Below are 23691 nucleotides of genomic sequence, written 5' to 3'. Positions count from 1 at the left end.
AATTGTAACATTGCTTTGGATGCCCTTTTTCTAATGATGCTAGTTATTCTTGATCGCTTAGGCGTTTGCCAGCTACAGCATAATGGTTTGTTGGCATTTCCTCAATAAAGACAACAACTTTTTCCTTGGATGCTCCTGTTGTCTCAACAACTGCTTCTGTTACTTTCTCTACTAGATTTCTCTTTTGATCCTCTGTTCTACCTTCTAGCATCTTTACAGTTACATAGGGCATGGTTAAAATCCTCCTTGGTTTTTGATAGTAGTTTTTCATATTTTTTGGAAAAGTGCAAGTCTTTATTCGAGATAGTAGGTATAAAATAGGGATTATTCCGTATGCTTTTTCCTAGGAGAAAGAATATTTTCCTTTCCAAATTATAATCATGTATAATTTTAAAAGGAAACATAGAGAGAAAAGAAACCTTTTCCATAGAAACTGAGTATAGAGGGGAGCTATTCATTTGTTATTTTCGCAAAATTTGGCGGATTTGCCTTATATTATTTTGTCCATTGTAATAGGTTTTACCATCCATGAATTTGCACATGCATTTGTAGCCTATAAATTTGGCGATCCAACAGCGCAAAAGCAAGGAAGGCTGACGTTAAATCCAATCGTTCATATTGACCTAGTTGGTGCAATCTTTATTTTGCTTGCAGGGTTTGGATGGGCGAAACCAGTACCGGTTAATCGTCATTACTTTAAACGACCTAAGCTCGCTGGAGTATTGGTATCATTAGCAGGTCCGGTTAGTAACTTACTACTAGCTTTTCTTGGTTTTATAATTATTGCAATATTAATAAAGTTAAATGTACCACTAGGAAGCAATTTTGATTTATATCCGTTTTTTCAAATTTTTATTTATATGAATTTATTACTCTTTGCTTTTAATTTAATCCCTCTACCACCACTAGATGGTTACCGAATTATTGAGGATTTGGTTTCCTCTCGAGTAAGAGCACAAATGTCAAAGTATGAGGTATATGGATCGATTTTATTTATTGTGTTAATTGTAACAGGTTTATCGAGCTATACGATATTCCCTTGGATTGAGTTTGTACGAATCTTTTTTCTCCAGCTGTTTAATCAATTATTGTTTTAGTTGTTCTATCAGATTGATAAGTTTCACAGCATGGGAAAGAGTCGTTTTTTATACGCCAGAAATTATCCCACTCTTAACGGATAGTAAGACTCTCACTTCTTACTAATGAGAATTCGAGGAAGATAGGTGGGAGATCAACTGTCTGTAAAGGTCCGATTGGTTCAACTAACCCTCAGTAGGGGATGAAGGAAAACCCCCGTTGATGGAAGGTTCCCTTTATTTACCTCAGGAGTCAGACGACATAGCAGCTAATAAATCACGGGAGGAGTATGAAAAGTGGAAGAAAAAAAGAAAAAAACAATGGGATTTAATATTATTAAAAATGACCCAACAGATGGACATAAAGGATTTGGAATTGGCAGTCTTAGTTTAGAAAATGTCTCTCCTGTTATTATTGATGTGGAAGAAGGAGAAGCAATCGTAGATATCGGAGCCATGCATGCAAGAAGTGCTGTAGAGCGTGGTATCAAATTTTTGAAAACGAAAGAAGAAGTACCAAATGGCAAGCCTTATTGGCTAGTGTGGGTAACAATTGACCGTAAGCCTGAAGGACCATATTATGCTGGAGTGACAGCATGTGAAATGACCGTGGACCGTTCTATTCGCAGAGGATATAAGTCTCTTCCAGAGCATGTGAATAAGATGGATAAAAGTATGAAAAGACATATTATGGTCAATCATATGGATGATAAGTCCAAAAAGGTGCTTGCTGATTTCTTAAAAAACCATGATCAGCAACTATGGTCTAATTCCTTAGACCAACTGAAAAAGGATTTAGTAGATTAATTTTTTGAAAATGTTGACAATTGAAGAGAGAAATCGATAAACTAAAAGGGAGTAAAAATAAAAACCCCTTTAAAGGAGATTGTTTTATGAGTGTGATTGTTCTTAACTAACCGTTAATTTTATACGGCCTTGAATTTTGATGAAAAAATCGGGATTATACCGGTTTATTTAGCATGCGAATTTCAAGGAAGGTTAAGAATAAGCCTCATAGCAAGCAATAGAGATAGAAGCTATGGCATATTTGTCATAGCTTTTTTACTTTATTGCAAAGGATTTCCTAACGCCGTTTTAAAGGCGGATAGGTCTGCCCCAAAAAGCTAGTGTGAGCGTTTGTTCACGCTAGCTTTTTTTATTTTTAAAGAAAAGCAGGAGGTAATAAAATGAATCAACAGACATTTGAAGTGCTAGGATTTTATAGAATTTTAGAGGAAATAGAAACTTTTGCGAAAACTAATTTAGCGAAAGAAACAATCCAAAAACTTCGACCTATGCAGGACATAAGAAGAATGGAGCAGTCGATAAAAGAAATAGAAGAGGCCATGAAAATATTAGAAATATCAAGCAGTGTGCCCATTCATACACTAGACGAAATGTCCCTTTATCTTAACCAAGCGAAGAAAGGAATCTATATTCGAGCAGACCAATTTCCGTTTGTGATTTCCTTTTTAGAGCATTGCACAAAGCTAAAGCAGTTTATGCGTGATAAAGAATATGCAGCGCCGAATGTCTCTCTTTACGTTCAATCCATCCCTGATGTTCGGGAGCTTACAGAAGAAATAGCGAGATGCATTAGGCATAGTAATGTCGATGACTATGCTTCTAGTGACTTAGCTTATTTAAGAAGGCAGCTATCAATCTTGACAGACAGAGTAAAAGAAAAAGCGAACCAACTTGTGAAATCAAAAAAATATGCAGGTTATCTGCAAGATAAAATTGTATCAGAACGTAGTGGTCATCTGACTCTATCAGTAAAAAGAGAATATCGTACGAAAATCCAAGGTAGTGTACTAGATACCTCAGCATCAGGAGCAACTGTATTTATCGAACCGCTCGAATTGGCAGATATGCAAGCGGAAATAGAAACAATGAAGCTTGCAGAAGAGTACGAGGTGGAACGGATATTATATGAATTAACAGAAAGACTTTTAGGCGAGGAAGAGGCAATTCAATTAGCCATAGAAACAATGCACTATTATGATGTTTTATTTGCGAAAGCAAAATATTGTAGATCCATTGAAGCGAATCCCCCTGTTTTAACAGAAGACTATACGATTCATTTAAAAGAAGCCCGCCATCCAATGCTAGGTGAAAAGGCTGTACCTTTGACCATCTCGTTTGGGGAAGAACATCGGGCATTAGTAATAACTGGTCCGAATACAGGTGGAAAAACGGTAACATTGAAAACGATTGGTTTATTAACAATGATGGCACAATCAGGCTTACTGATTCCTGCAAAAGACGGCAGCAAAATTGCGGTCTTTCAGCATATATTTGTGGATATCGGCGACGGACAAAGCATTGAACAAAATTTAAGTACGTTTAGCTCAAGGCTAGTGAATATTATTGATATCTTAAGAACGACCAATGATCGCTCTCTCATACTACTTGATGAGCTAGGATCAGGCACAGATCCGGGAGAAGGGATGGCACTTGCGATTGTCATTTTGGAACAGCTTTATCAAAAAGGGGCAACATTATTTGCCACAACTCATTATAGTGAAATGAAAGAATTTGCGGATCAAACAGAAGGCTTTTTGAATGGAACGATGGAATTTGATATCGATACGCTGCGGCCGACGTATAAACTATTATTAGGGCAAAGTGGAAGAAGCCAAGCATTTGAAATTGCAAGCAAATTGGGTCTGCACCCTAAGCTAATTGAAAAAGCCCATGAGATAACGTATAAAACACATCGGAATTTCCATCAGGAGCAACGTTTAGATGATGCGAATTATAAACAGCAAATCGTTGTTAATAAATACGCAAGAAACTCATTGGTGAAAAAAACGGTTAATATCCCTCCGTCTCAAGCGCCTATTTTTGAGCAAGGAGATAATGTTATTCTTACAGAGACAAATGAGATGGGAATTGTTTACCAAGGGCCAGATGCACAAGGAAGATATGTAGTACAGGTTCGCCAGGAAAAAAGAATAGTTAACCAAAAACGATTAAAGCTATATATAAAAGGAATAGAGCTTTATCCAGAAGATTATGATTTTGATATTATTTTTAAATCAAAAGAATATCGAAAAATAAGCAAGCAGCAAAAAAGAAAATATGTGGAAGACGTTTGGCTGGAGGAGGAATAAAGAGGGAGATTGGGAAAAGGCAACAGAGAAGTTGTCTTAAAGCCCATTTCAGCAAAAAGAAGCCTTCGAAGGTAACAGAGAATCCGCCTCTAAGCCCGACAAAGCAAAAAGAAGCCTTCGAAGGTAACAGAGAATCCGTCTCTAAGCCCGACAAAGCAAAAAGAAGCCTTCGAAGGTAACAGAGGATCCGTCTCTAAGCCCGACAAAGCAAAAAAAAAGCCTTCGAAGGTAACAGAGGATCCGTCTCTAAGCCCGACAAAGCAAAAAGAAGCCTTCGAAGGTAACAGAGAATCCGCCTCTAAGCCCATCAAAGCAAAAAGAAGCCTTCGAAGGTAACAGAGGATCCGCCTCTAAGCCCATCAAAGCAAAAAGAAGCCTTCGAAGGTAACAGAGGATCCGTCTCTAAGCCCGACAAAGCAAAAAAAAGCCTTCGAAGGTAACAGAGAAAAGTTCTCGCTATCTAATTGATCTAAACAAAAAAAGGCTGGGACAAAACTAAGTAGCCAATCTGTAAAGACGAACAATCTCTAATTTAGCGCTTAAATAAAGCTACTTTCTCAGGATGGTTATTTATGTTTTTAAATATAGTCACATGTAAAAACTAAGCCGTTCCATTGCGTTTTTTAAAGTCTTTTCTAAAAAAATTTTAATAGAAAAATTTAATTATATGGAAGAACTGAGCAGTCTGAATACACGTATACTCCTATGGGAGCAGCGAGAAAGTCCGAGACCCCGCAGGAGCTAGCGACGAGGAGGCTTGGCGCTCGCCCCATGGAAAGCGAAGTGTATTTTAGACTGCGGGTAATAGCAACAGACTTTTTTGAAACCTTCTTTCTAAAACAAAAAACACGAACGAAAATGCGTCTACATTGCATGGGAATTCGTGTTTATTACTAATTGAAATGCTTATGTCCCAGACTCTTTTCAAACTTTCTTCCTACCAAGGCAAAATCCGTTTATACCATGGCACTTTTTCTTTTCCTTTTTCATTATTTGCTGGGTTATCACTGGAATCGTCTTTCGGTAAATCAGCGCAATATTCTGTTGGAACAGTTTCTTTTGTAAAATACATCATTCTTTTTGTTTCACAAGCATCTGTTGCAAGTTTTCCGCTCTTAGGGTCGATGTACACGCCAACAGTACCTTTTGTAGGGGGGAATCCCTTGATTGGCTCCTCTTTTAAGCTTTGTTCCATAAATTGCACCCAAACCTTTTTGGCATAGGTTTTATCAGCAGTTAGTGTAATTGGCTCCCCTTGATCATAACCAGTCCAAACAGCAGACACTAGTTGTGGGGTATAACCAATCATCCAGCTGTCTGATTCGGTAGAACCAGATTTGCCGGCATAAATTCTTGTTATCTCATTTTTAACGGTACTCCCTGTTACAGATGCATAGCCATTTAGATTAGGATCAAACATGCCTGTCATCATTTGGTTCATCACGAAGGTTAAATCCGTATCTAATACCTTTTCCTTCTTCGCTTTATGTTCATAGAGTATCTGCCCGTCATTTGTCTCAATTTTTGTAATGAAAACAGGGGAAACACTATTTCCTCCGTTGGCAAACATACTATAAGCATTTGCCATATCGATTACGCGAACATTGGATGTTCCAAGAGCGAGAGAAGGTAGCTCCTGTAAATCGGTTGTAACGCCAAATTTTTTTCCTGTTTTTACCAATGTATCCTGACCTAAAAACAGATGAGTTTTAACAGCATAAACATTATCGGAAACGGCGAGCGCTTGGGCCATTGTTATATTGCCATCTGCATATTTATTATTAAAATTATGCGGAGTATACGGATCCCTTCCATCATCAAAACGGAAGGTTGTTTTCTCGCTGCTCATCATGGTAACAGGAGTAAAACCGTGTTCAAGTGCTGCGTAATATAATAAAGGCTTTATCGTAGAACCAGGTTGACGAGTCGCTTGAATTGCTCTGTTAAAAGGGCTTTCTTCATAATCTCTTCCACCCACCATTGCTTTAACATATCCGGTAGATGGATCCATGGAAACAAAGCCTATTTGAATATTGCTATCCTTATTTATCGTATGGGTAATCGTTTCCTCTGCAATCTTTTGCTGCTCTGTATTCAAGGTTGTGTACACCCTTAAGCCGCCTAATTGAATCGTTTTGTCATCTAAGTGAAGCTGGTTTTTAAGAATGTTTTTAACAGCGTCTTGAAAATAAGGAGCTGTTTCCATATTAGCATTTGGGAATTTCCCTACGAGAGAGAGTTCTTCATTTAAAGCTAATGTTTTGTCCTCTTCCGTTATATAGCTATTTTCAATTAATGAGTTTAGGATGATGCCTTGTCTTTTTTTGGCGTTCTCCATCGATGAAAATGGAGAATAAATACTAGGTCCCTTCGGAATACCAGCAAGCATCGTTGCCTCGGCCAGAGTTAACTTCGAGGCTTCCTTACTAAAGTAATATTGACTCGCTGCTTCTGCTCCATACGCTCCATGACCATAATAGATTGTATTTATATAGCCTTCTAGAATTTCATCCTTTGTATAAAATATTTCTAGGCGAAGGGTGTAAAAAGCTTCTGCAATTTTTCGGGTCCACGTCTTTTCATGCTCTAAAAATAAGTTTCGGGCATATTGCTGCGTAATCGTGCTTGCCCCTTGTACTTTCGCCATCGCTTTAATATCAGCTAAAATTGCCCCGCCAATCCGTTTATAATCAAAACCATGATGGGAATAAAAATTCTTATCTTCAATAGAAACAGTGGCATCCACTAAATAAGGACTAATATCATCAATGGAAACCCAATATCTTTTTTGCCCATTACTGCTTTCTCCAATAATACTGCCGTTATCTGAGTAGTAGATGGTGGATTGGGAAACGGCTAGAGGAGGAGGTCCTAATGTACGAGCATATACATATATACCGATAAAAATGATGCTTGCGGTTATCATGAAAAGGAGCCCCAATATGATTAATAAGCGTAAATACTTTCCAGAGTTCTTTAGTCTATTTACAATGACTTCCAATACATGACACCTCCTTAGTTGATTTTCCTTCGTTTTTTATCGTTTTAAACAAAGCATTAAATAGATAGCACTAGTATGTGGTAAAGATTGGCGTTTTAAACATTTTTATCATGGAATATAAAAAAATTTCTTTGCATTTTTGCAAATATCCACTATACTTTTTTCGTGTTTGTTATTTGTTTGATTGGGAAGTATAAAAAGAAGGTTGCTTTCATAAAAAATGTTTCTTTAAAGGTAAGACTTAATAGTCTGAGTGACTGGAGCAGGGGTTCTTGCCTCCTGCAAAAAAAGCAGCAGGCATCTTAACAAGAATTTCAACTTTCTAGCTTATAAGTACTTTAACCAATCAAATGAATGGAGGATATGAAAAATGGGAATTTGGTTTACGGAGAAGCAGACTGATCATTTTGGTATCACGATGAAAATCAAACGTATATTACATACAGAACAGACACCGTTTCAAAAGTTAGATATGGTAGAAACAGAAGAATGGGGAAATATGCTGTTATTGGACGATATGGTAATGACTTCCGTTAAAGATGAATTTGTTTATCACGAAATGGTAGCCCATATTCCGCTATTTACACATCCAAACCCTGAGCAGGTCCTCGTTGTTGGTGGCGGCGATGGCGGGGTGATTCGGGAAGTATTAAAGCATCCAAGTGTTAAAAAGGCGACGCTTGTTGATATTGATGGTAAAGTAATTGAATATAGTAAGCAGTTTTTACCAGAGATAGCAGGGAAGCTGGATGACCCGCGAGTAGATGTCCAAGTAGGCGACGGCTTTATGCATATTGCCAAAAGCGAGAAGGAATATGATGTAATCATGGTCGATTCAACAGAACCAGTAGGACCAGCTGTTAATCTCTTTACAAAAGGCTTCTATGCAGGGATAGCGAAAGCATTAAAGGATGATGGTCTTTTCGTTGCTCAGAGCGACAACCCGTGGTTTAAAGGAGATTTAATTCGTTCTGTACAAAGAGATGTAAGAGAAATCTTTCCAATAACCAGATTATATATCGCCAATATTCCAACATATCCAAGTGGCATGTGGGCGTTTACTGTTGGTTCTAAGCAATATGATCCATTGCAGGTACCAGAGAGTCGTTTCCATTCTATAGAAACAAAATATTATACGAAAGAACTACACAAAGCAGCCTTTGTTTTGCCAAAGTTTGTTCAGGATCTTTGTGAGTAGGAGAATAGCCGCTTATTGAGCGAGCTGTCCCGGAATAGAAAAAGGAGTGATTACTAATGCGTTTTGATGAATCGTATTCAGGAAATGTATTTATTAAAAGTTATCCAAATTATGAAGAAAGCCAAGTGGTATTATATGGAATGCCGATGGATTGGACTGTTAGCTTCCGTCCAGGCTCACGTTTTGGTCCTGCTAGAATTCGAGAGGTATCAGTTGGGTTAGAAGAGTACAGCCCATATTTAGATAGAGAGCTTGATGAAGTAAAATATTTTGATGCAGGTGATATTCCGCTTCCGTTTGGAAATCCGCAACGAAGCCTAGATATGATTGAAGAATTTGTGGACAAAGTAATAGGAGATAATAAATTCCCTCTTGGAATGGGTGGAGAGCATTTAGTATCTTGGGGTGTATTCCAAGCGATGTATAAAAAATATCCAGATTTAGCAATCATACATATGGATGCCCATACAGATTTGCGTGATGAGTATGAAGGAGAGCCACTTTCCCACTCTACACCAATCAAAAAGGTAGCCAATCTAATTGGTCCAAAAAACGTTTATTCCTTTGGTATCCGCTCTGGAATGAAAGAAGAGTTCCAATGGGCAAAAGAAGTAGGAATGCATATTTCTAAGTTTGAAGTACTAGAGCCTTTAAAAGAAATTTTACCAACGCTTGCAGGCAGACCTGTTTATGTAACGATAGATATTGATGTACTAGATCCAGCGCATGCACCAGGTACTGGTACTGTAGATGCAGGCGGAATCACTTCTAAAGAATTATTGGCGTCTATTCATGAAATCGCTCGTTCTAACGTTCAAGTAGTTGGAGCAGATTTAGTTGAAGTGGCGCCAATCTATGATCCATCTGAACAAACAGCGAATACGGCAAGTAAATTAATCCGCGAAATGCTTTTAGGATTTGTAAAATAATAAAAAATCTTACGCAGTAGCCGAGTAAAATCCCGCTTGAATCATTGGGAAGCTAACTGCTTAAAAAGTTGCTGGGACATAAGTATCTTAGCTAAAGAAAAAGAGGTTGGGACATAAGTATTCCAGTTAGAGAAAAATCCGAACAACTGCACTAGAGTTACGTGTTATTGTTCGGATTTATTTACAGTTTTATAAAAGATTTTTTCAGTAAAGTTTGTGCTATTATCCGCAGCCTGAATACACTTCGCTTTCCGTGGGGCTCACGCTGAGCAGCGGTCTGCCTTTGGCCTGCAGGGTCTCAGCAGTCTCGCTAATGAGGCCACTGAAAAAGTATGTTTAATCTAAATTCAACTAGGATTTTGAGATTTGAAAGCGGAAAACAATTCCCACATCTAAGTTTAGAAAGAGGTTACTTTCAATCATCAATAGCTAACAGTTTTTCAGTGGCCTCCTCGCTAATCCCACAGGAGCATTCCGTGTATTCAGGCTGCTCAGTTTTTCAAATTAATTGAATTGCTTTGGAAATATTAACAAAAAACAACTTATAAAAACGAGTGTCTGTAGCGCAATGGAACGAATTAGTTTTTACATTTAACTAAATTTATAAACATAAATAATCAGTATGAGAAAGAAGCCTTTTTTTAAGAGCTAAATTAACATTGTTCGTCTTTACAGATTATCTATTTAGTTGTGTCATATACTCTTCATTATCTCCTCTACCATTACGAATCACAACAATATCCCTCTAAAAAATTCCCAGCGTAAAACCTGTTATGATATGTTAAAATATAGAAAAATTGAAAAGTTTGAGCTGTTTTTGAAGTGAATGAATCTGGAAAAATAGATTAGAACATATCATCATTTTGATAAAGCGAGGGAATAAAATGGGTAAAAAAGTTTTTGTCCTTTTAATAGGAGTATTGGTTTTATTTACAGGATTTCACACGGTAAACACTGCTCAAGCTGCCAGTAAAAAAATGAAGTATGTGACAGCGAGTACACTTAATATTCGAAGTGGAGCAGGCACCTCATATAAAGTAGTTACCACTGTTAAGAAAAATCAAGCTGTGACAGTGACGCAAACAAAAGGTTCTTGGGATAAGGTGACAGTTGGAAAGAAAACGGGGTGGGCTTCCGATAAATATTTAACAACAAAGAAGCCAGCTACAAAAGCAACTACAAAAACAATGTATGTGACAGCGAGTACCTTAAATGTGAGAAGCGGTGCAGGCACCACGTATAAGATAGTTGCGACCGTCAAAAAGAATCAATCTGTAAAAGTATCGCAAACAAAAGGAACTTGGAGCAAAGTAATAGTTGGAAATAAAACTGGCTGGATCTCCACTAAATACCTGACTACCAAAAAGCCAGCTGCTCCCAATAATTTAGCAGCAGGTCTAAAGACGGTAGGGAAAAACAAGCAATTGATTCTTGTCACATCAAATGGATATAATGCATCCGCTGCTGAAATTCGTACATTTGAAAAGAATGCGAAAGGGGAATGGATTCCAGTTTTAACTACAGCTGGATATATTGGTAAACTTGGCTTCACTTCAAATATGAAGGAAGGCGGAAAAAAATCTCCGATCGGAAAATTTACAATTGGGACAGCCTTTGGCACCAAAAATAATCCTGGAACAAAATTACCTTATCGAAAAATTACCAATGATGATGTGTGGGTAGATGATCCAAAATCTAAGCTATATAATACATGGCAATCGAAAAAGAAAACAAATGGTCAATGGAAAAGTGCGGAAAATATGAATGTACCTGCCTACAAATATGGGTTTGTTATTAACTACAATACAAAACGTACTCCGTACAAAGGCAGTGCAATCTTCTTCCATATTGCAAATAGCTACACCCTTGGATGTACAGCAACCTCAGAAGCGAATGTTGTGAAGATTCTTAAATGGTTAGACCCTAAAAAGAATCCAGTGATTATACAAACACCTATCAAGGAGCTAAGCAACTATTAAAACGAAAACCTACAGGAATTCGCTGTAGGTTTTTTCTATGGATGGAATTCCTTAAGCACAGATAATATCTACGTCCATTTATCGAACCATCTTGCACTTCCCCTATAAAAAATTTATACTTATAAAGTTACACAGTAAAAGAAAAGGAAGTGTTGTCGTTGTCTCAACCATCAGCGCAACAGGTGCCTGTAAAATTAAAAGTTACAACACATATATATAACGGGAAAAATAAAGAAAGTATTGAGTGGATTGGGTTTGGTCAATACTTAGAAAAAGATACTAGTAAATATATAAAATATGAAGAAATCATAGAAGAAGGCACCATTAAAACAATTATAAAAGTCACTGGAAAAGAAGGATTAATCCTTCGAAGTGGGGCAGTGAAAATGCGTCTGCCTTTTCTTATTAATAAACAAAAAATTGGCAGCTACGAAAGTCCGTACGGTGTCTTTCAATTAGTAACAGATACAAAGAGGCTTGCATTAGAAGTAGAAGAGCAAGCAACAACAGGATCATTAGATATTCTATATGATTTAAAAATGCAAGGCAGCAATAATGGAACCTATCATATGACCATTTCATTTAAGGAGGAGACAGAGTAAGAATGAATATTGTAAATCAAATAAAAGATAAGTTAAAGGAAGAAATTAAGCAAAGTGTGATAAAAGCTGGATTAGCAACAGAAGAACAAATTCCAGAGGTAGTATTGGAATTACCAAAAGAAAAAGCACATGGTGATTATTCTACGAATATGGCGATGCAATTAGCAAGAGTGGCTAAAAAGGCACCAAGAATGATTGCGGATGCTATTATTGAGAACTTTGATCAAACAAAGGCATCTATTAAAAAAGTAGAAATCGCAGGACCTGGTTTTATCAATTTTTATATGGATAACAGTTATTTAACAGATTTAATCCCAACTATTCTTAAAGCAGGAGATCAATACGGACAGACTACTATTGGAAACAAAGAGAAGGTACAAGTGGAGTTTGTTTCTGCAAATCCAACGGGGGACCTTCATTTAGGACATGCTCGTGGTGCAGCAGTAGGGGATTCTCTTTCTAATATTTTAGATAAAGCGGGTTATGCTGTATCAAGAGAATACTATATTAATGACGCTGGTAACCAAATTAATAACCTAGCATTATCAGTAGAAGCACGCTATTTCCAAGCGTTAGGAATAGAAAAAGAGATGCCACAAGATGGCTATCATGGTGCAGACATTATCGGAATCGGAAAAAAACTAGCAGAGGAATTCGGCGATAAGTATGTAAATGTTTCAGAACAGGAACGTTTTGACTTTTTCCGTGAATATGGCCTGAAGTATGAAATGGCTAAATTAAAGCAGGATTTAGAAGATTTCCGCGTGAAGTTCGATGTGTGGTTCTCTGAAACATCTCTTTATCAAAATGGAAAAATTGATGTTGCGTTAAACGCATTAAAAGAAAATGGCTATATTTTTGAACAAGATGGAGCTACTTGGTTACGTTCAACTGATTTCGGTGATGACAAAGACCGTGTTCTTATCAAAAATGATGGTTCTTATACGTATCTATTACCAGATATAGCCTATCACAAGGATAAGCTAGAAAGAGGATTTGAAAAGCTTATTAATGTTTGGGGTGCAGATCATCACGGCTATATTCCACGTATGAGAGCAGCTATTCAAGCATTAGGCTATGACAAAGATGCATTAGAAGTAGAAATTATTCAGCTTGTTCATCTTTATAAAGATGGCGAAAAAATGAAGATGAGTAAACGTACTGGAAAAGCTGTTACAATGAGAGATTTAGTAGAAGAAGTAGGCTTAGATGCAACACGTTACTTCTTTGCAATGAGAAGTGCAGATACGCATTTAGATTTTGATTTAGATCTTGCTGTATCACAATCCAATGAAAATCCAGTATACTATGCACAATACGCACATGCGCGTATTTCAAGTATCTTAAGACAAGGAAAAGAACAAGGAATCGAGCTTGCTGATGAACTAAACGTATCGTTAATCACTGCAGAAAAAGAATTTGACTTATTGAAAAAACTAGGCGAATTCCCACAAGCAGTAGGGGAAGCAGCGTTAAAGAGAATGCCGCACCGAATTACAAATTACATTTATGACTTAGCATCGACTTTCCATAGCTTCTATAACGCAGAAAAGGTATTAGATGCAGACAATCTAGAAAGAACAAAAGCACGACTAGCATTAATCCAAGCAACGCAAATAACATTAAGAAACGCCCTTGCCCTAATTGGTGTATCCGCGCCAGAAAAAATGTAATAAAGTGGAACTTCCATCAGTGGGGGGTCCTTTATCTCCCCTGAAGGCTAGTTGAACCATTCCGACCCCTACGGACAGTAAGAGTGGGATAAATAATATATAAAAGCTCTGTACCTATTAGTTATAATACAAAATAGATACAGAGCTTATTTATTTTTACAAAAGGCATTGGCTTTACATAACCGCATTTTCCTTATTTTTCTTCCTTTTCGTTCGTTTTGTACCAGTTAAATGCCTATCTAGAAGATTCCCTAGTATTCGAGAGATAATATTAAATAAAAGCACCATAATGATAAGAACAGCTGCTGATTTAGTAGCGATTAATTTGGCATCTGGAACAATGCCCTCTGAATTTAATTTCCATATATGCACAGCTAATGATTCGGCCGGACGAAATAGGTTAAATGGATTCATCGGACTATCAATAGGTGCTGCTGAATTTAGAATAGGTGTAGTTAACCCAGCGGTATAAATAAGGGCAGCGGCTTCCCCAAAGATTCTCCCCGCTGCTAATATAATCCCTGTAATGATTTGTTGCAAAGCAGCAGGTAGGACTACTTTTATAATCGTTTGCCATCTAGTTGCTCCAAGGGCAAGACTAGCTTGCTTTACTTCTGAAGAGATGGAAGTAATGGCATTCTCACAAACTCTTGTTAAACCTGGGAGATTTAAAATAGTAATAACTAAAGCCCCACCAAATAAGGTATATCCCCAACCAGAAAAAGTAACAAAGACTAAGAGGCCGAAAAGCCCAACTACAATGGACGGAAGGGAGGCCATTGTTTCAATACATAATCGAACGAAATTTAAAAAGCGCCCTTGTTTTGCATATTCAGCTAAGTATATTCCGGCTCCAATCCCAAGTGGAGTCGAAATGATAAGAGTGATAAATAGAAGGTAAAAGGAATTAAATAATTGGGGACCAATTCCGCCTCCAGCTGCTAGATTACTTGGTTTACCAAAAAGAAAGGATGGATCCCAAAATCCCCAGCCCTTGATAATAATTTCTCCAATTAAAAAAACCAGTAGAGCAACAATGATAAAAGCAATCCCATAAAAGATTCCAGTCATTATGTTATTCATTGTTTTTGCTTTGATTTTCATCATTTTATGTCTCCTTTTCTTCCGACAGCTCTTATAAGTAAGATAAAGAGAAAGGAAATAAGTAGTAGAATCATTGCAAGAGACCATAGAGCATTGTTCCAAGCTGTGCCATTAATCGTATTCGCCATATCCATTGTTAAGATTCCCGTTAATGTCGAAGTAGGACTATATAAACTGTCTGGTAGCTTAATCGTATTTCCGATAACCATTTGAACGGCTAAAGCCTCACCGAATGCTCTTGCCAGCCCTAAGATAATTCCAGTTAAAATCCCTTTACTTGATGCTGGAATGATTACTCGCCAGATCGTTTGCCATCTTGTGGAACCCAGTCCATACGATGCTTCTAAAAAATCAAAAGGGACATTCTTGATTGCATCATCAGCAAGGCTGGCGATGGTAGGGAGTATCATCACACTTAAAACAATAATCCCGGCTAATAAACTAAAGCCAACTCCCCCAAATTGATTTCTTAACAAGGGAACTACTATAGTCACTCCCAATAATCCATAAACAACAGAAGGAACACCAACTAATAATTCTAAAACAGGTTTCAGCACTTTGGAACCAAATCTAGGTGAGATATGGTTCATAAAAATGGCAAGAGCTATCCCGATAGGAGTACTAATTAAGACTGCGCCAAGTGAAACAATAGTTGAACCACCAATAAAAACTAGAGCGCCATAAGATCCATCTCCAGTTGTATTTGGTGCCCATTTTGTAGAGGTTAACATTTCTATTATAGAGATGTTGCTATGAATAAAAGATTGAATGCCTTTATTAAAGATAAAGACAATGATAGATAATGTAATGGCAACAATCAAAAGACCGCAAAAAGTGACAAATGCTCTTCCTAAATACTCATTTTTTAAGTAATTTATGTTTTGTTTCTTACGCATTAGAACTCCCCCTTTATCCTAGGAAAAACAAAAGCAAGAAAAAGGCTGTCCAATAAGAATCAGCCCTTTCAAGATATCTAGTAGCAATTTGATAGGAAGATAAGAATAGCTTCTTAATGAAATACTCTTATCTAATGATGATAACTTGTTTACTAGATAGTTATCATAATCATGATTCTGTTTACCTTTTAGACAAGCGTTAGAATAAACTTATTCTAATTCAGTCATTGGAATATAACCCATTTCTTTCACTTTGTCAGCGAAACCATCACCAGAAATGTAGTCAATAAATGCTTTTGTAGCCCCAGTAGGTTCACCATCTGTAATCATATACTCATAGGCCCAGAACTTATAATCACCTGAAGCGATATTTTCTGTTGTTGGCTCCACATCATCAATTTTTAAAGTTGTTAAACTATCTTGTTTATCGCCAACTAAGTAAGACATTGCTAAATAACTAATGGAACCAGGAGTAGAATTGATAGCCTGTTCAACTGCACCGTTTGATTCTTGGGCTGTTCCGATGCTGTCATCAACAGTAACGCCATTCATAATGGTTTTTTCAAAAGTTGCGCGTGTACCTGATGAAGCTGGACGATTGATAACATTAATCTCAGCATCTTCTCCGCCAACATCTTTCCAGTTTGTAATTTTACCAGAGAAAATATCTTGTAACTGTTGATCTGTTAAACTATCAACACTTACATCTTTGTTGACCACTACAGCAAAAGCAATACCAGCTACTTTAGTATCAACAAATTGATCGACTTTTGATTGATCTTCTAGCTTTTCAGCTGCAGGTACATCAGAGTTACCAATGTCAATCGCTCCAGCAGCCACTTGGTTTACCCCCGTGCCACTTCCTCCGCCTTGAACAGTAACACTTAAATTAGGATATATTTCTAAAATATCGTTCGCAGCTTCTTCTGCTAATGGTTGTAAAGCAGTAGAACCAGCTGCGGTAACAGTACCAGATATTTCTTCTTGTTTTGGTTCGGAAGAAGTATCGTTCTCTTTAGTAGATTCTTCTGAATTCCCACATGCTGCAAGAGCACCAGTCATTAATAATGCAGCAAAAGACAATTTTAAGTTTTTTAGTTTCAATGTTTTGACCTCCAAATTAAGATGATTTTTTCTCTTGTCTATTGTTTTAAAACAAGTTCATTATATAGCTGGAAAATTAATGGATTGTGAAGTTGATTTAAAGTTAATGTAAAGTTGCAAAAAAAATGAACGAAAAGGATTTCTTATTGCTAGTCCTGCCAAAAATTAATATGTATTTACAATTCCTTAAAAAAAAGAAAATATATAGGGAGTATACTATTAATATGCTCTTCATTTTCTTATCTTGATTAAGGGTTAAGAATATGATTTTGAAGTGTCGGTTCATATTTTATTTTAAGGTTCTGACACTTCCTTTTTATGAATGTACAGTGGGGGAACTTAATCACACGCTTTCTTTCTTAAGAGGATAGATAATATATTTATTCATTCATTCATCATTCATAAGAAGGCTTAGCTAAAAAAACAGACTGATAAAGAGGGATTATCCTCTAACAGTCTGTTTTTTTATTGGAGGTATCTACAAAAAAATGTTGGTATAACATAAATAGTGGAAACACTCACTTAATTAATAACCCACTTATTCTTCATAAACAACATTCTCCCAATCAAAAACAGATTAATAATATACAGTCAACTTTCGCACATAGAAAAACTCAATGAATCCTTGATATAACAAGGTAGAGTTTGAAACCATTGTGTTAATTGACTCATTATAGCTTTCGTGCTCAAAGAAACCTTGTCTTTTAACAGTGTTTCAAATAGCTCTAGTAATGGTTGTAAGGCTGTTAACCTATCTAAATTCTTGACATCTTCACACATTAAAAAAACAGATGACCCAATGTCTAAGGGTTGTTCCTTTCTGCGTTGCCATTCAAGCAGAATGTACCGTATGAAAAACAAGTGTTTGGTGGCTGATTATAGAGTCGTGGATCTTCCTTGAAATTCTTTTGCAAGCTTTAAGAAAGATTTGGTGCATTTAAAAAACGTTTCTATGTACCAACGGATTCCATAGATTCAGACGATTTCCTCCTCACAAATAGCTGTATCTGAGCATAAGACTGCTAACCACTCGCTCTTCTTATTGTGATTTCTCACAAAAAGCAATCTTTACAGCTATCTGGACGTCGTTTTTTAAGCTGACTTGAATAAATCCTAGAAGGTCTTTCTTTCCAAGAGTAGGCTTGACCAACTTAAATAACTCATCGAGCTTTAAAAGTTGGTTATGCTAGTGATAACGTTGCTTCATTTGTTTAAACATACCAAGGATATCTAATCCTTTTGCAGTAATGGATTCTATTAATGGAGCATGCGTAAACCAAGTGTACATTAGTACATAATCTGCATTTACTCCTTTTTCTAAGGCCAAACTGAATCAGGTTGGACATCACATCTGGTTTTGACTTTATAGCTTCTAAACGTCGTTTGTAACCTGATGTTCTCTTATCAATTGATGAATCCATTTCACAAAATCGATTGTCTTTCTTGGATGAGCTAAGCAGCGCAAAATCAACGGGGACAAAGGTGAATCCATCTGACCAGACAAGGGTTAAAAACGAAGGCTTTTTTCGTAAAGTTTGTTGCTATTCCCCGCAGTCGGAAAGCGAACTCCTTTAGCGGAAATCAACTTCCCATTAGGTGGTAACAAAAACGGAACCATAAATTTAAAATTGTTTGTCAACAATTTGAGATGATTAAGGAATCATCGGATATTTCGACCTATCTTTTCGAATAATAAAAGTATCTACTTTTGAAGGGGAGATACTTATGAAATTAGTGATATTTGCTTTAGTAACCGGATTTTTAACTGGATTCATTTTTGGTGTTTTGAAACTGCCGATCCCAGCCCCAGGTGCATTTTCAGGTATCGTAGGTATTTTTGGAATATATGCTGGCTACCGTGCATTTGAATGGATTAGTGTTCTTTTTCAAAGATAAGTTTATTCTTAAACAATGGGTAGTTAATCACCTTAGCAAAATGAAGAGACGAATTGTAGCCTAATTAGTTCCATTTTCAATCAGGGGGAGGCATCTCCCGCTGATTGAAGCTTCACTCTATAAAAATGGGGCAGCAAGTAGGGCAAGCCATTCTTTTAGTTTACTCCATAAATTTATCTTCTTTAAAACCTCGAAGGATAACTCCTTTGCTTGTTCTAAATCCATAGTAGTAATTTTATTCATTTTATCAATGAAAACAGGGTCATAAATGCAACAGTTCAGTTCGTGGTTCAAAAAGATGCTACGCCTATCAAAATTAGATGAACCGATAATGATAATTTCATCATCGGCATTTATTAATTTACCATGGAAAAACCCATTCATATATTGATAAACACTTGCCCCATTCTTTAATAGTTTGCGTAAATAGGGAAAAGCCGCCTCTTTAACAAGCATGTGATCGGCTTTATTTGGGATAAGGATGGTAAGGCTAACGTTTCTATGTAATGCCCTTAATAATTCCTCTGTTATTCGATTGCTAGGAATGAAGTAAGGTGTAGCAATGAAAAGAGAGCTTTTGCTATTTTTGATTAGATTACATATTATTTCTTCTAAATAAACCCCTTGTGTAGGTATTATCTGATGTCTAGCTTCACCCTGTTTCTGCACCGGAAAGTACACACGGTTTTGCAGTAAATTTATTTTAGAGGCTTTTAACCAGTCAATTAAAAATTCTCGTTGTAAGTCATCGACGCCTTCTCCTTTCAATTGAAGATGGTAGTCACGCCATGGACTTAATTTAAAGTTCTCATGAATATAATCCTTCCCGATGTTAAAACCACCCATAAAACCAACTTTTCCATCAATGATAGCGATTTTTCGGTGATTTCTTACTTGTAAGGAGTAAAAGAGAAAAGGGAACTTCGGGAGCTGGCAAAACGCAAATTGAACACCCGCTTGCTTTAACTTTCTTCTTATTTTTTTTCTTATATTTATACTGCCTAACCAATCTAAAATAAGGCGTACTTCCACCCCTTCATGTGCTTTTGTTTTTAAAAGATCTAGAAATTCATTCGAAATGCTATCTGTTTTAATCGTATAGAAAAGAATATGAACATGGCTTTTGGCCTCTTTGACTGCTTGAAACAAGGCTGGGAATAGTTCTGTCCCGTCTGAATATATGTGGAAATCAGTATATCTAAAAGGATGATTTTTTCGATCTATTCGTTTTTTGTGTGCTCTCTTTCCTAATTGATAGTCTATATAGAGAAGGAAAATAAGTATGGCAATAATGCATAGGATAATCAAGAATATCTTCATTTATAATTCCCTCCTTAAAAAGATAGTATTGCCGATATCTTATTCCTTTCATACCTTATTTTTTTATAGGAGAATTTTAAGAATTATCAACCATTTGTTTGAAAAATAGCAAATATAAAAAAGAAACTTGCAGGGTACTTCCAATAATCGTTATTCTAGAAGGAAAGATAAATTATTAATTAAGTTGGGATGGATTAGCAATGCGGAAAATATTGATTTCGATAGGAATAATCTTATATGCAGTTTTGTTTTCTTTCCTTTATCAGCATCAATTGGGCTCCATCGGCTTTTTTCTCTTATCCCTTCTCTTTTTTAAACTAGCGATGAATAAACAATCAGATCAAAATAAAGTCGGAAAAGAGAAGAAAAACTTCTATTTCAAAGAAAAGTTAAATAAACCTTAACTAGAACTAGCATATTCACCTAAAATTTGTTTATAATGGAGAATATGTATTTTTACTATTTTAGTTAGGTTTCTTTCCTTAAAACCGACCTACTAAAAGAAGATAGGTTAAATGGATTGATTTTTACAAGATCAATAAGATGTATAAAAAATAATAAACTCCCGAAACGTGAAACTTCCACCTGAATTGTTCCAAGCTTTCAGGAAGGGGATAAGAGTAGATAAGAAAGGAAGTGCGAAATAATGAGTGTTGATAAATACACAAAAGAAGAATTAAGAGAAATGTCACTAATTGATGTAGCGCATGAAATTATGAATGGCGGCAAAACACCTTATGCATTTAATGAACTAATGAATGAAGTAGCAAAATTAGTAGAGTTAAGTGAAGAAGAGGTTAATGAAAAAATAGCCCAATTTTATACAGATGTGAATATTGATGGTCGCTTTTTATCATTAGGGGACAATCGTTGGGGACTTCGCCTATGGTACCCGGTAGATAAATCAGAAGAAGATGTTGTAACAGTAACAAAACCAAAGAAGAAAAAAGCGAAAAAAGCAGTCGATGAGGATTTCGATGATTTTGATAGCTTAGACGAAGACGAGGACGATTTTGATGACTTTGATGATGATCTAGATGATGAAGAGCTTCTAGATGAGGACGATGATGATTTGGATGAAGAGGAAGACGATGATTTATTAGACGATGATTTATCGGAAAATGAAGATTTCGATGAAGAACTCGACGAAGATTATGATGAGTTGGATGAAGAAGAAGATGAGTTAGAAGAAGACGACGAATTTGCTGATGAAGAGGACGAGGATAAATAATTCTCCCTAGTCTTGACATTTACTGTCGTTGCTAGTAAAATCTTTTTTGGGCTCCTTAAAAAGAGGAACGAACTTAAATTCGCTAAATATAGCGCTCCCTTACTTGTAGAAAGTAAGTGGAGCGCTTTTTATTTTTTAGTAAAGAAGTAAACAGCAATCGTTTCATACCCCTCTAAAAAAATTAGCTAATTCGTCTTAAATAAAGAGGAATTGGAGCAAACTTAAATCAAGGGGGATATTATAATGACAAAATATATTTTTGTAACAGGTGGAGTAGTTTCTTCACTAGGAAAAGGGATTACAGCAGCTTCTCTTGGACGCTTACTGAAAAATCGTGGTGTAAGTGTAACGATTCAAAAATTTGACCCGTATATCAATGTGGATCCTGGTACAATGAGTCCTTATCAGCATGGGGAAGTATTTGTAACAGATGATGGCGCGGAAACAGATTTAGACTTAGGGCACTATGAGCGTTTTATTGATATCAATTTAACGAAATATAACAACGTTACAACAGGAAAAATCTATTCTACCGTGTTAAGAAAAGAACGTAGAGGAGATTATCTTGGCGGTACAGTTCAAGTAATTCCACATATCACGAATGAAATTAAAGAGCGCGTATATAGAGCGGGTCGTGAAACAAATGCAGATGTTGTTATTACGGAAATTGGTGGAACAGTTGGGGATATTGAATCATTACCTTTCTTAGAAGCTATTCGCCAAATTAAAAGTGATATCGGCCGCGATAACGTTATGTATATTCACTGTACATTAGTACCTTATATTAAAGCTGCAGGAGAAATGAAAACAAAACCTACACAACACAGTGTAAAAGAACTGCGTAGTTTGGGAATACAGCCTAATGTTATTGTAGTAAGAACAGAAAAACCTATTTCTGAAGATATGAAAGACAAAATCGCATTATTTTGTGATATCGACAATAAATCGGTTATTGAGTGCCGTGATGCGGATACACTTTATACGATTCCTTTAGCATTACAAGAGCAAAACCTTGACCAAATTGTATGCGAGCATTTAAAACTAAAATGTCAAGAAGCAGATATGACAGAATGGATTGAATTAGTAGATCGCGTTCGTAATCTGTCAAAAACAACAAAAATCGCTCTAGTTGGTAAATATGTAGAGCTACAAGATGCTTATATTTCTGTTGTAGAAGCATTGAAGCATGCTGGTTATGCATATGATGCTGATATTGATATCGAGTGGATTAATGCTGAGCATGTAACAAAAGAAAATGTACAAGAATTGCTACAAGATGCAGATGGAATTCTTGTGCCTGGTGGATTCGGAGATCGTGGGATTGAAGGGAAGATTTTAGCAACACAATATGCACGTGAACAAAAAGTTCCTTTCTTCGGAATTTGTCTAGGAATGCAGGTTGCGTCTATTGAATTTGCTCGTAATGTTTTAGGTTGGGATGATGCTCATTCTTCTGAAATTAACGAAGAGACTACCCATCCAGTAATCGATCTTTTACCTGAACAAAAGGATGTAGAGGATTTAGGCGGAACTCTTCGCTTAGGTTTATATCCATGTAAATTAAAAGAAGACACAAGAGCGTATGAAGCTTATCAAGACGAAGTAATTTATGAAAGACATCGTCATCGCTATGAGTTTAATAATCAATATCGTCAAGAGATGGAAAACGCAGGATTTATTTTCTCAGGAACTAGTCCAGATGGCCGTCTAGTAGAAATAGTAGAACTTAAGGATCATCCTTGGTTTGTTGCTTCTCAATTCCATCCAGAGTTTATTTCAAGACCAACTCGTCCACAACCACTATTCCGTGAATTTGTTGGTGCGTCTATTCGCTTAGCGGAGAAATAATAAAGATAGATTCATTTTCGTGGATAATATTAGAAAATGGGTTAATAAAAAAGAGGTTATTCCCTTTATTTGGAATAACCTCTTTTGTGAGTTTTTGTAACGTATAATGTCACTTTTCTTCCTATTTATATATCATATTCTTTTAAAATTTCATCGGTTGTAAATTTAATGCCATGATAGACAAAGAGAGCAGCAATTAAGGAAGGATAGCCATAACGATTCCCTTCGTCATCAGGCAATAAACCTTTAGAAAGTTTTAAATCAATCGCAACATCTGCAAAGTCCAACATTGATTTGATTCCGGTATTAGTGATCGAGCAGACAGAAACAAAAGGAATTTGAGCATCATATAAAGTCTTAGCAAAACTGTTGATCTCTTCCTCATCATTTGTACGAGAGAAAAGAATGAAACGATCGTTTGAAGTAATCAAATCAAGGGAAGAGCTTGTCCATTCCTCTGCACTTGGCATCGGCTCCATACCTCTAGTAGCCTCTCGAATCACACCTGCCATTTCATTCGTTGCATAGAAATATACTTTTCCATCACTAACGATGGCTTGTGCTAATAATCTCGAGCTGTCTTCGATTGCTTCCTCTTCTTTTTCAAGCAGTCTTTTAAATAGTCCACTTAATTGTGTGGAGAACATTTTAAGCACTTGGAAAACCTCCATTGTTATAAAAATTAACAGTAAATCACATTATATAGTAGTTAATTATA

The 23691-nt window shown here is 36.4% G+C and carries 19 protein-coding genes; 12 read left to right on the top strand and 7 right to left on the bottom strand.

The annotated features are described in order from the left end of the window. Positions 1-43 precede the first annotated feature (43 nt). Positions 44-271: a 2-hydroxymuconate tautomerase gene (locus tag AB3U99_RS22745; RefSeq protein ID WP_400244111.1), complete on the bottom strand. Its 228-nt coding sequence runs from the start codon at positions 269-271 to the stop codon at positions 44-46. A gap of 181 nt (positions 272-452) precedes the next feature. Between AB3U99_RS22745 and AB3U99_RS22740 the strand changes: the two genes are divergently transcribed. The 3 genes from AB3U99_RS22740 (at position 453) to AB3U99_RS22730 (ending at position 4192) form a co-directional block, all read left to right on the top strand. After that, the gene (locus tag AB3U99_RS22740) at positions 453-1097 is read left to right on the top strand and encodes a site-2 protease family protein (RefSeq protein ID WP_400248158.1); all 645 of its coding nucleotides are present in this window, start codon (positions 453-455) and stop codon (positions 1095-1097) included. 276 nt (positions 1098-1373) lie between these two features. Beyond that, positions 1374-1883, top strand: coding sequence for a YwhD family protein (locus AB3U99_RS22735; RefSeq protein WP_400244108.1), 510 nt, complete (start codon positions 1374-1376; stop codon positions 1881-1883). A 380-nt stretch (positions 1884-2263) separates the two neighbouring features. Continuing rightward, positions 2264-4192: an endonuclease MutS2 gene (locus AB3U99_RS22730; protein WP_400244106.1), complete on the top strand. Its 1929-nt coding sequence runs from the start codon at positions 2264-2266 to the stop codon at positions 4190-4192. A 937-nt stretch (positions 4193-5129) separates the two neighbouring features. On the opposite strand, the gene AB3U99_RS22725 is transcribed toward AB3U99_RS22730, so the two are convergent. Then, positions 5130-7193, bottom strand: a complete 2064-nt coding sequence (locus AB3U99_RS22725; protein WP_400244104.1) for a transglycosylase domain-containing protein — start codon at positions 7191-7193, stop codon at positions 5130-5132. Between the two features lie 370 nt (positions 7194-7563). Between AB3U99_RS22725 and speE the strand changes: the two genes are divergently transcribed. The 5 genes from speE (at position 7564) to argS (ending at position 13574) form a co-directional block, all read left to right on the top strand. Then, entirely contained in the window at positions 7564-8391 is an 828-nt protein-coding gene (speE, locus tag AB3U99_RS22720; protein WP_400244102.1) for a spermidine synthase, read from the top strand. Between the two features lie 56 nt (positions 8392-8447). Further along, positions 8448-9320, top strand: a complete 873-nt coding sequence (gene speB / locus AB3U99_RS22715) for an agmatinase (RefSeq protein ID WP_031538966.1) — start codon at positions 8448-8450, stop codon at positions 9318-9320. Between the two features lie 884 nt (positions 9321-10204). Beyond that, positions 10205-11299, top strand: a complete 1095-nt coding sequence (locus AB3U99_RS22710; protein WP_400244100.1) for an SH3 domain-containing protein — start codon at positions 10205-10207, stop codon at positions 11297-11299. Between the two features lie 158 nt (positions 11300-11457). Next, positions 11458-11901: a DUF1934 domain-containing protein gene (locus tag AB3U99_RS22705; protein ID WP_400244098.1), complete on the top strand. Its 444-nt coding sequence runs from the start codon at positions 11458-11460 to the stop codon at positions 11899-11901. Positions 11902-11903: 2 nt separating this feature from the next. Then, positions 11904-13574: an arginine--tRNA ligase gene (gene argS, locus AB3U99_RS22700; protein WP_400244096.1), complete on the top strand. Its 1671-nt coding sequence runs from the start codon at positions 11904-11906 to the stop codon at positions 13572-13574. A gap of 174 nt (positions 13575-13748) precedes the next feature. Here argS and pstA read toward each other — a convergent pair whose 3' ends face one another. The 3 genes from pstA to AB3U99_RS22685 all read right to left on the bottom strand — a co-directional run bounded on the left by pstA (position 13749) and on the right by AB3U99_RS22685 (position 16678). After that, the gene (gene pstA, locus AB3U99_RS22695; protein ID WP_400248157.1) at positions 13749-14672 is read right to left on the bottom strand and encodes a phosphate ABC transporter permease PstA; all 924 of its coding nucleotides are present in this window, start codon (positions 14670-14672) and stop codon (positions 13749-13751) included. A 5-nt stretch (positions 14673-14677) separates the two neighbouring features. After that, the gene (gene pstC, locus AB3U99_RS22690; protein WP_400244094.1) at positions 14678-15574 is read right to left on the bottom strand and encodes a phosphate ABC transporter permease subunit PstC; all 897 of its coding nucleotides are present in this window, start codon (positions 15572-15574) and stop codon (positions 14678-14680) included. A gap of 210 nt (positions 15575-15784) precedes the next feature. Continuing rightward, positions 15785-16678, bottom strand: a complete 894-nt coding sequence (locus AB3U99_RS22685) for a phosphate ABC transporter substrate-binding protein PstS family protein (RefSeq protein WP_400244092.1) — start codon at positions 16676-16678, stop codon at positions 15785-15787. A gap of 1725 nt (positions 16679-18403) precedes the next feature. On the opposite strand from AB3U99_RS22685, the gene AB3U99_RS22680 reads away from it, so the two are divergent. Beyond that, a complete protein-coding gene (locus AB3U99_RS22680) occupies positions 18404-18574 on the top strand; it encodes a XapX domain-containing protein (RefSeq protein WP_400244090.1) in 171 nt (56 codons plus the stop codon). A 117-nt stretch (positions 18575-18691) separates the two neighbouring features. On the opposite strand, the gene cls is transcribed toward AB3U99_RS22680, so the two are convergent. Next, positions 18692-19894 (bottom strand): cardiolipin synthase, encoded by a 1203-nt coding sequence (cls, locus tag AB3U99_RS22675; protein WP_400244088.1) that lies wholly within the window; start codon positions 19892-19894, stop codon positions 18692-18694. Positions 19895-20094: 200 nt separating this feature from the next. Between cls and AB3U99_RS22670 the strand changes: the two genes are divergently transcribed. The 3 genes from AB3U99_RS22670 (at position 20095) to AB3U99_RS22660 (ending at position 22973) form a co-directional block, all read left to right on the top strand. After that, positions 20095-20298, top strand: coding sequence for a hypothetical protein (locus AB3U99_RS22670; protein WP_400244086.1), 204 nt, complete (start codon positions 20095-20097; stop codon positions 20296-20298). 242 nt (positions 20299-20540) lie between these two features. Further along, entirely contained in the window at positions 20541-21125 is a 585-nt protein-coding gene (gene rpoE, locus AB3U99_RS22665) for a DNA-directed RNA polymerase subunit delta (RefSeq protein WP_400244084.1), read from the top strand. A gap of 243 nt (positions 21126-21368) precedes the next feature. Next, positions 21369-22973 (top strand): CTP synthase, encoded by a 1605-nt coding sequence (locus AB3U99_RS22660; protein WP_400244083.1) that lies wholly within the window; start codon positions 21369-21371, stop codon positions 22971-22973. 125 nt (positions 22974-23098) lie between these two features. Here the strand turns inward: AB3U99_RS22660 and AB3U99_RS22655 are convergent, their stop codons facing one another. Beyond that, the gene (locus tag AB3U99_RS22655; protein WP_400244081.1) at positions 23099-23629 is read right to left on the bottom strand and encodes a DUF2529 domain-containing protein; all 531 of its coding nucleotides are present in this window, start codon (positions 23627-23629) and stop codon (positions 23099-23101) included. Between the last annotated feature and the right edge of the window lie 62 nt (positions 23630-23691).

Origin of the sequence: Niallia tiangongensis (assembly GCF_044704065.1) — a bacterium.
GTDB lineage: Bacteria > Bacillota > Bacilli > Bacillales > Cytobacillaceae > Niallia > Niallia tiangongensis.
This window is presented reverse-complemented; position numbering and strand designations above follow the sequence as displayed.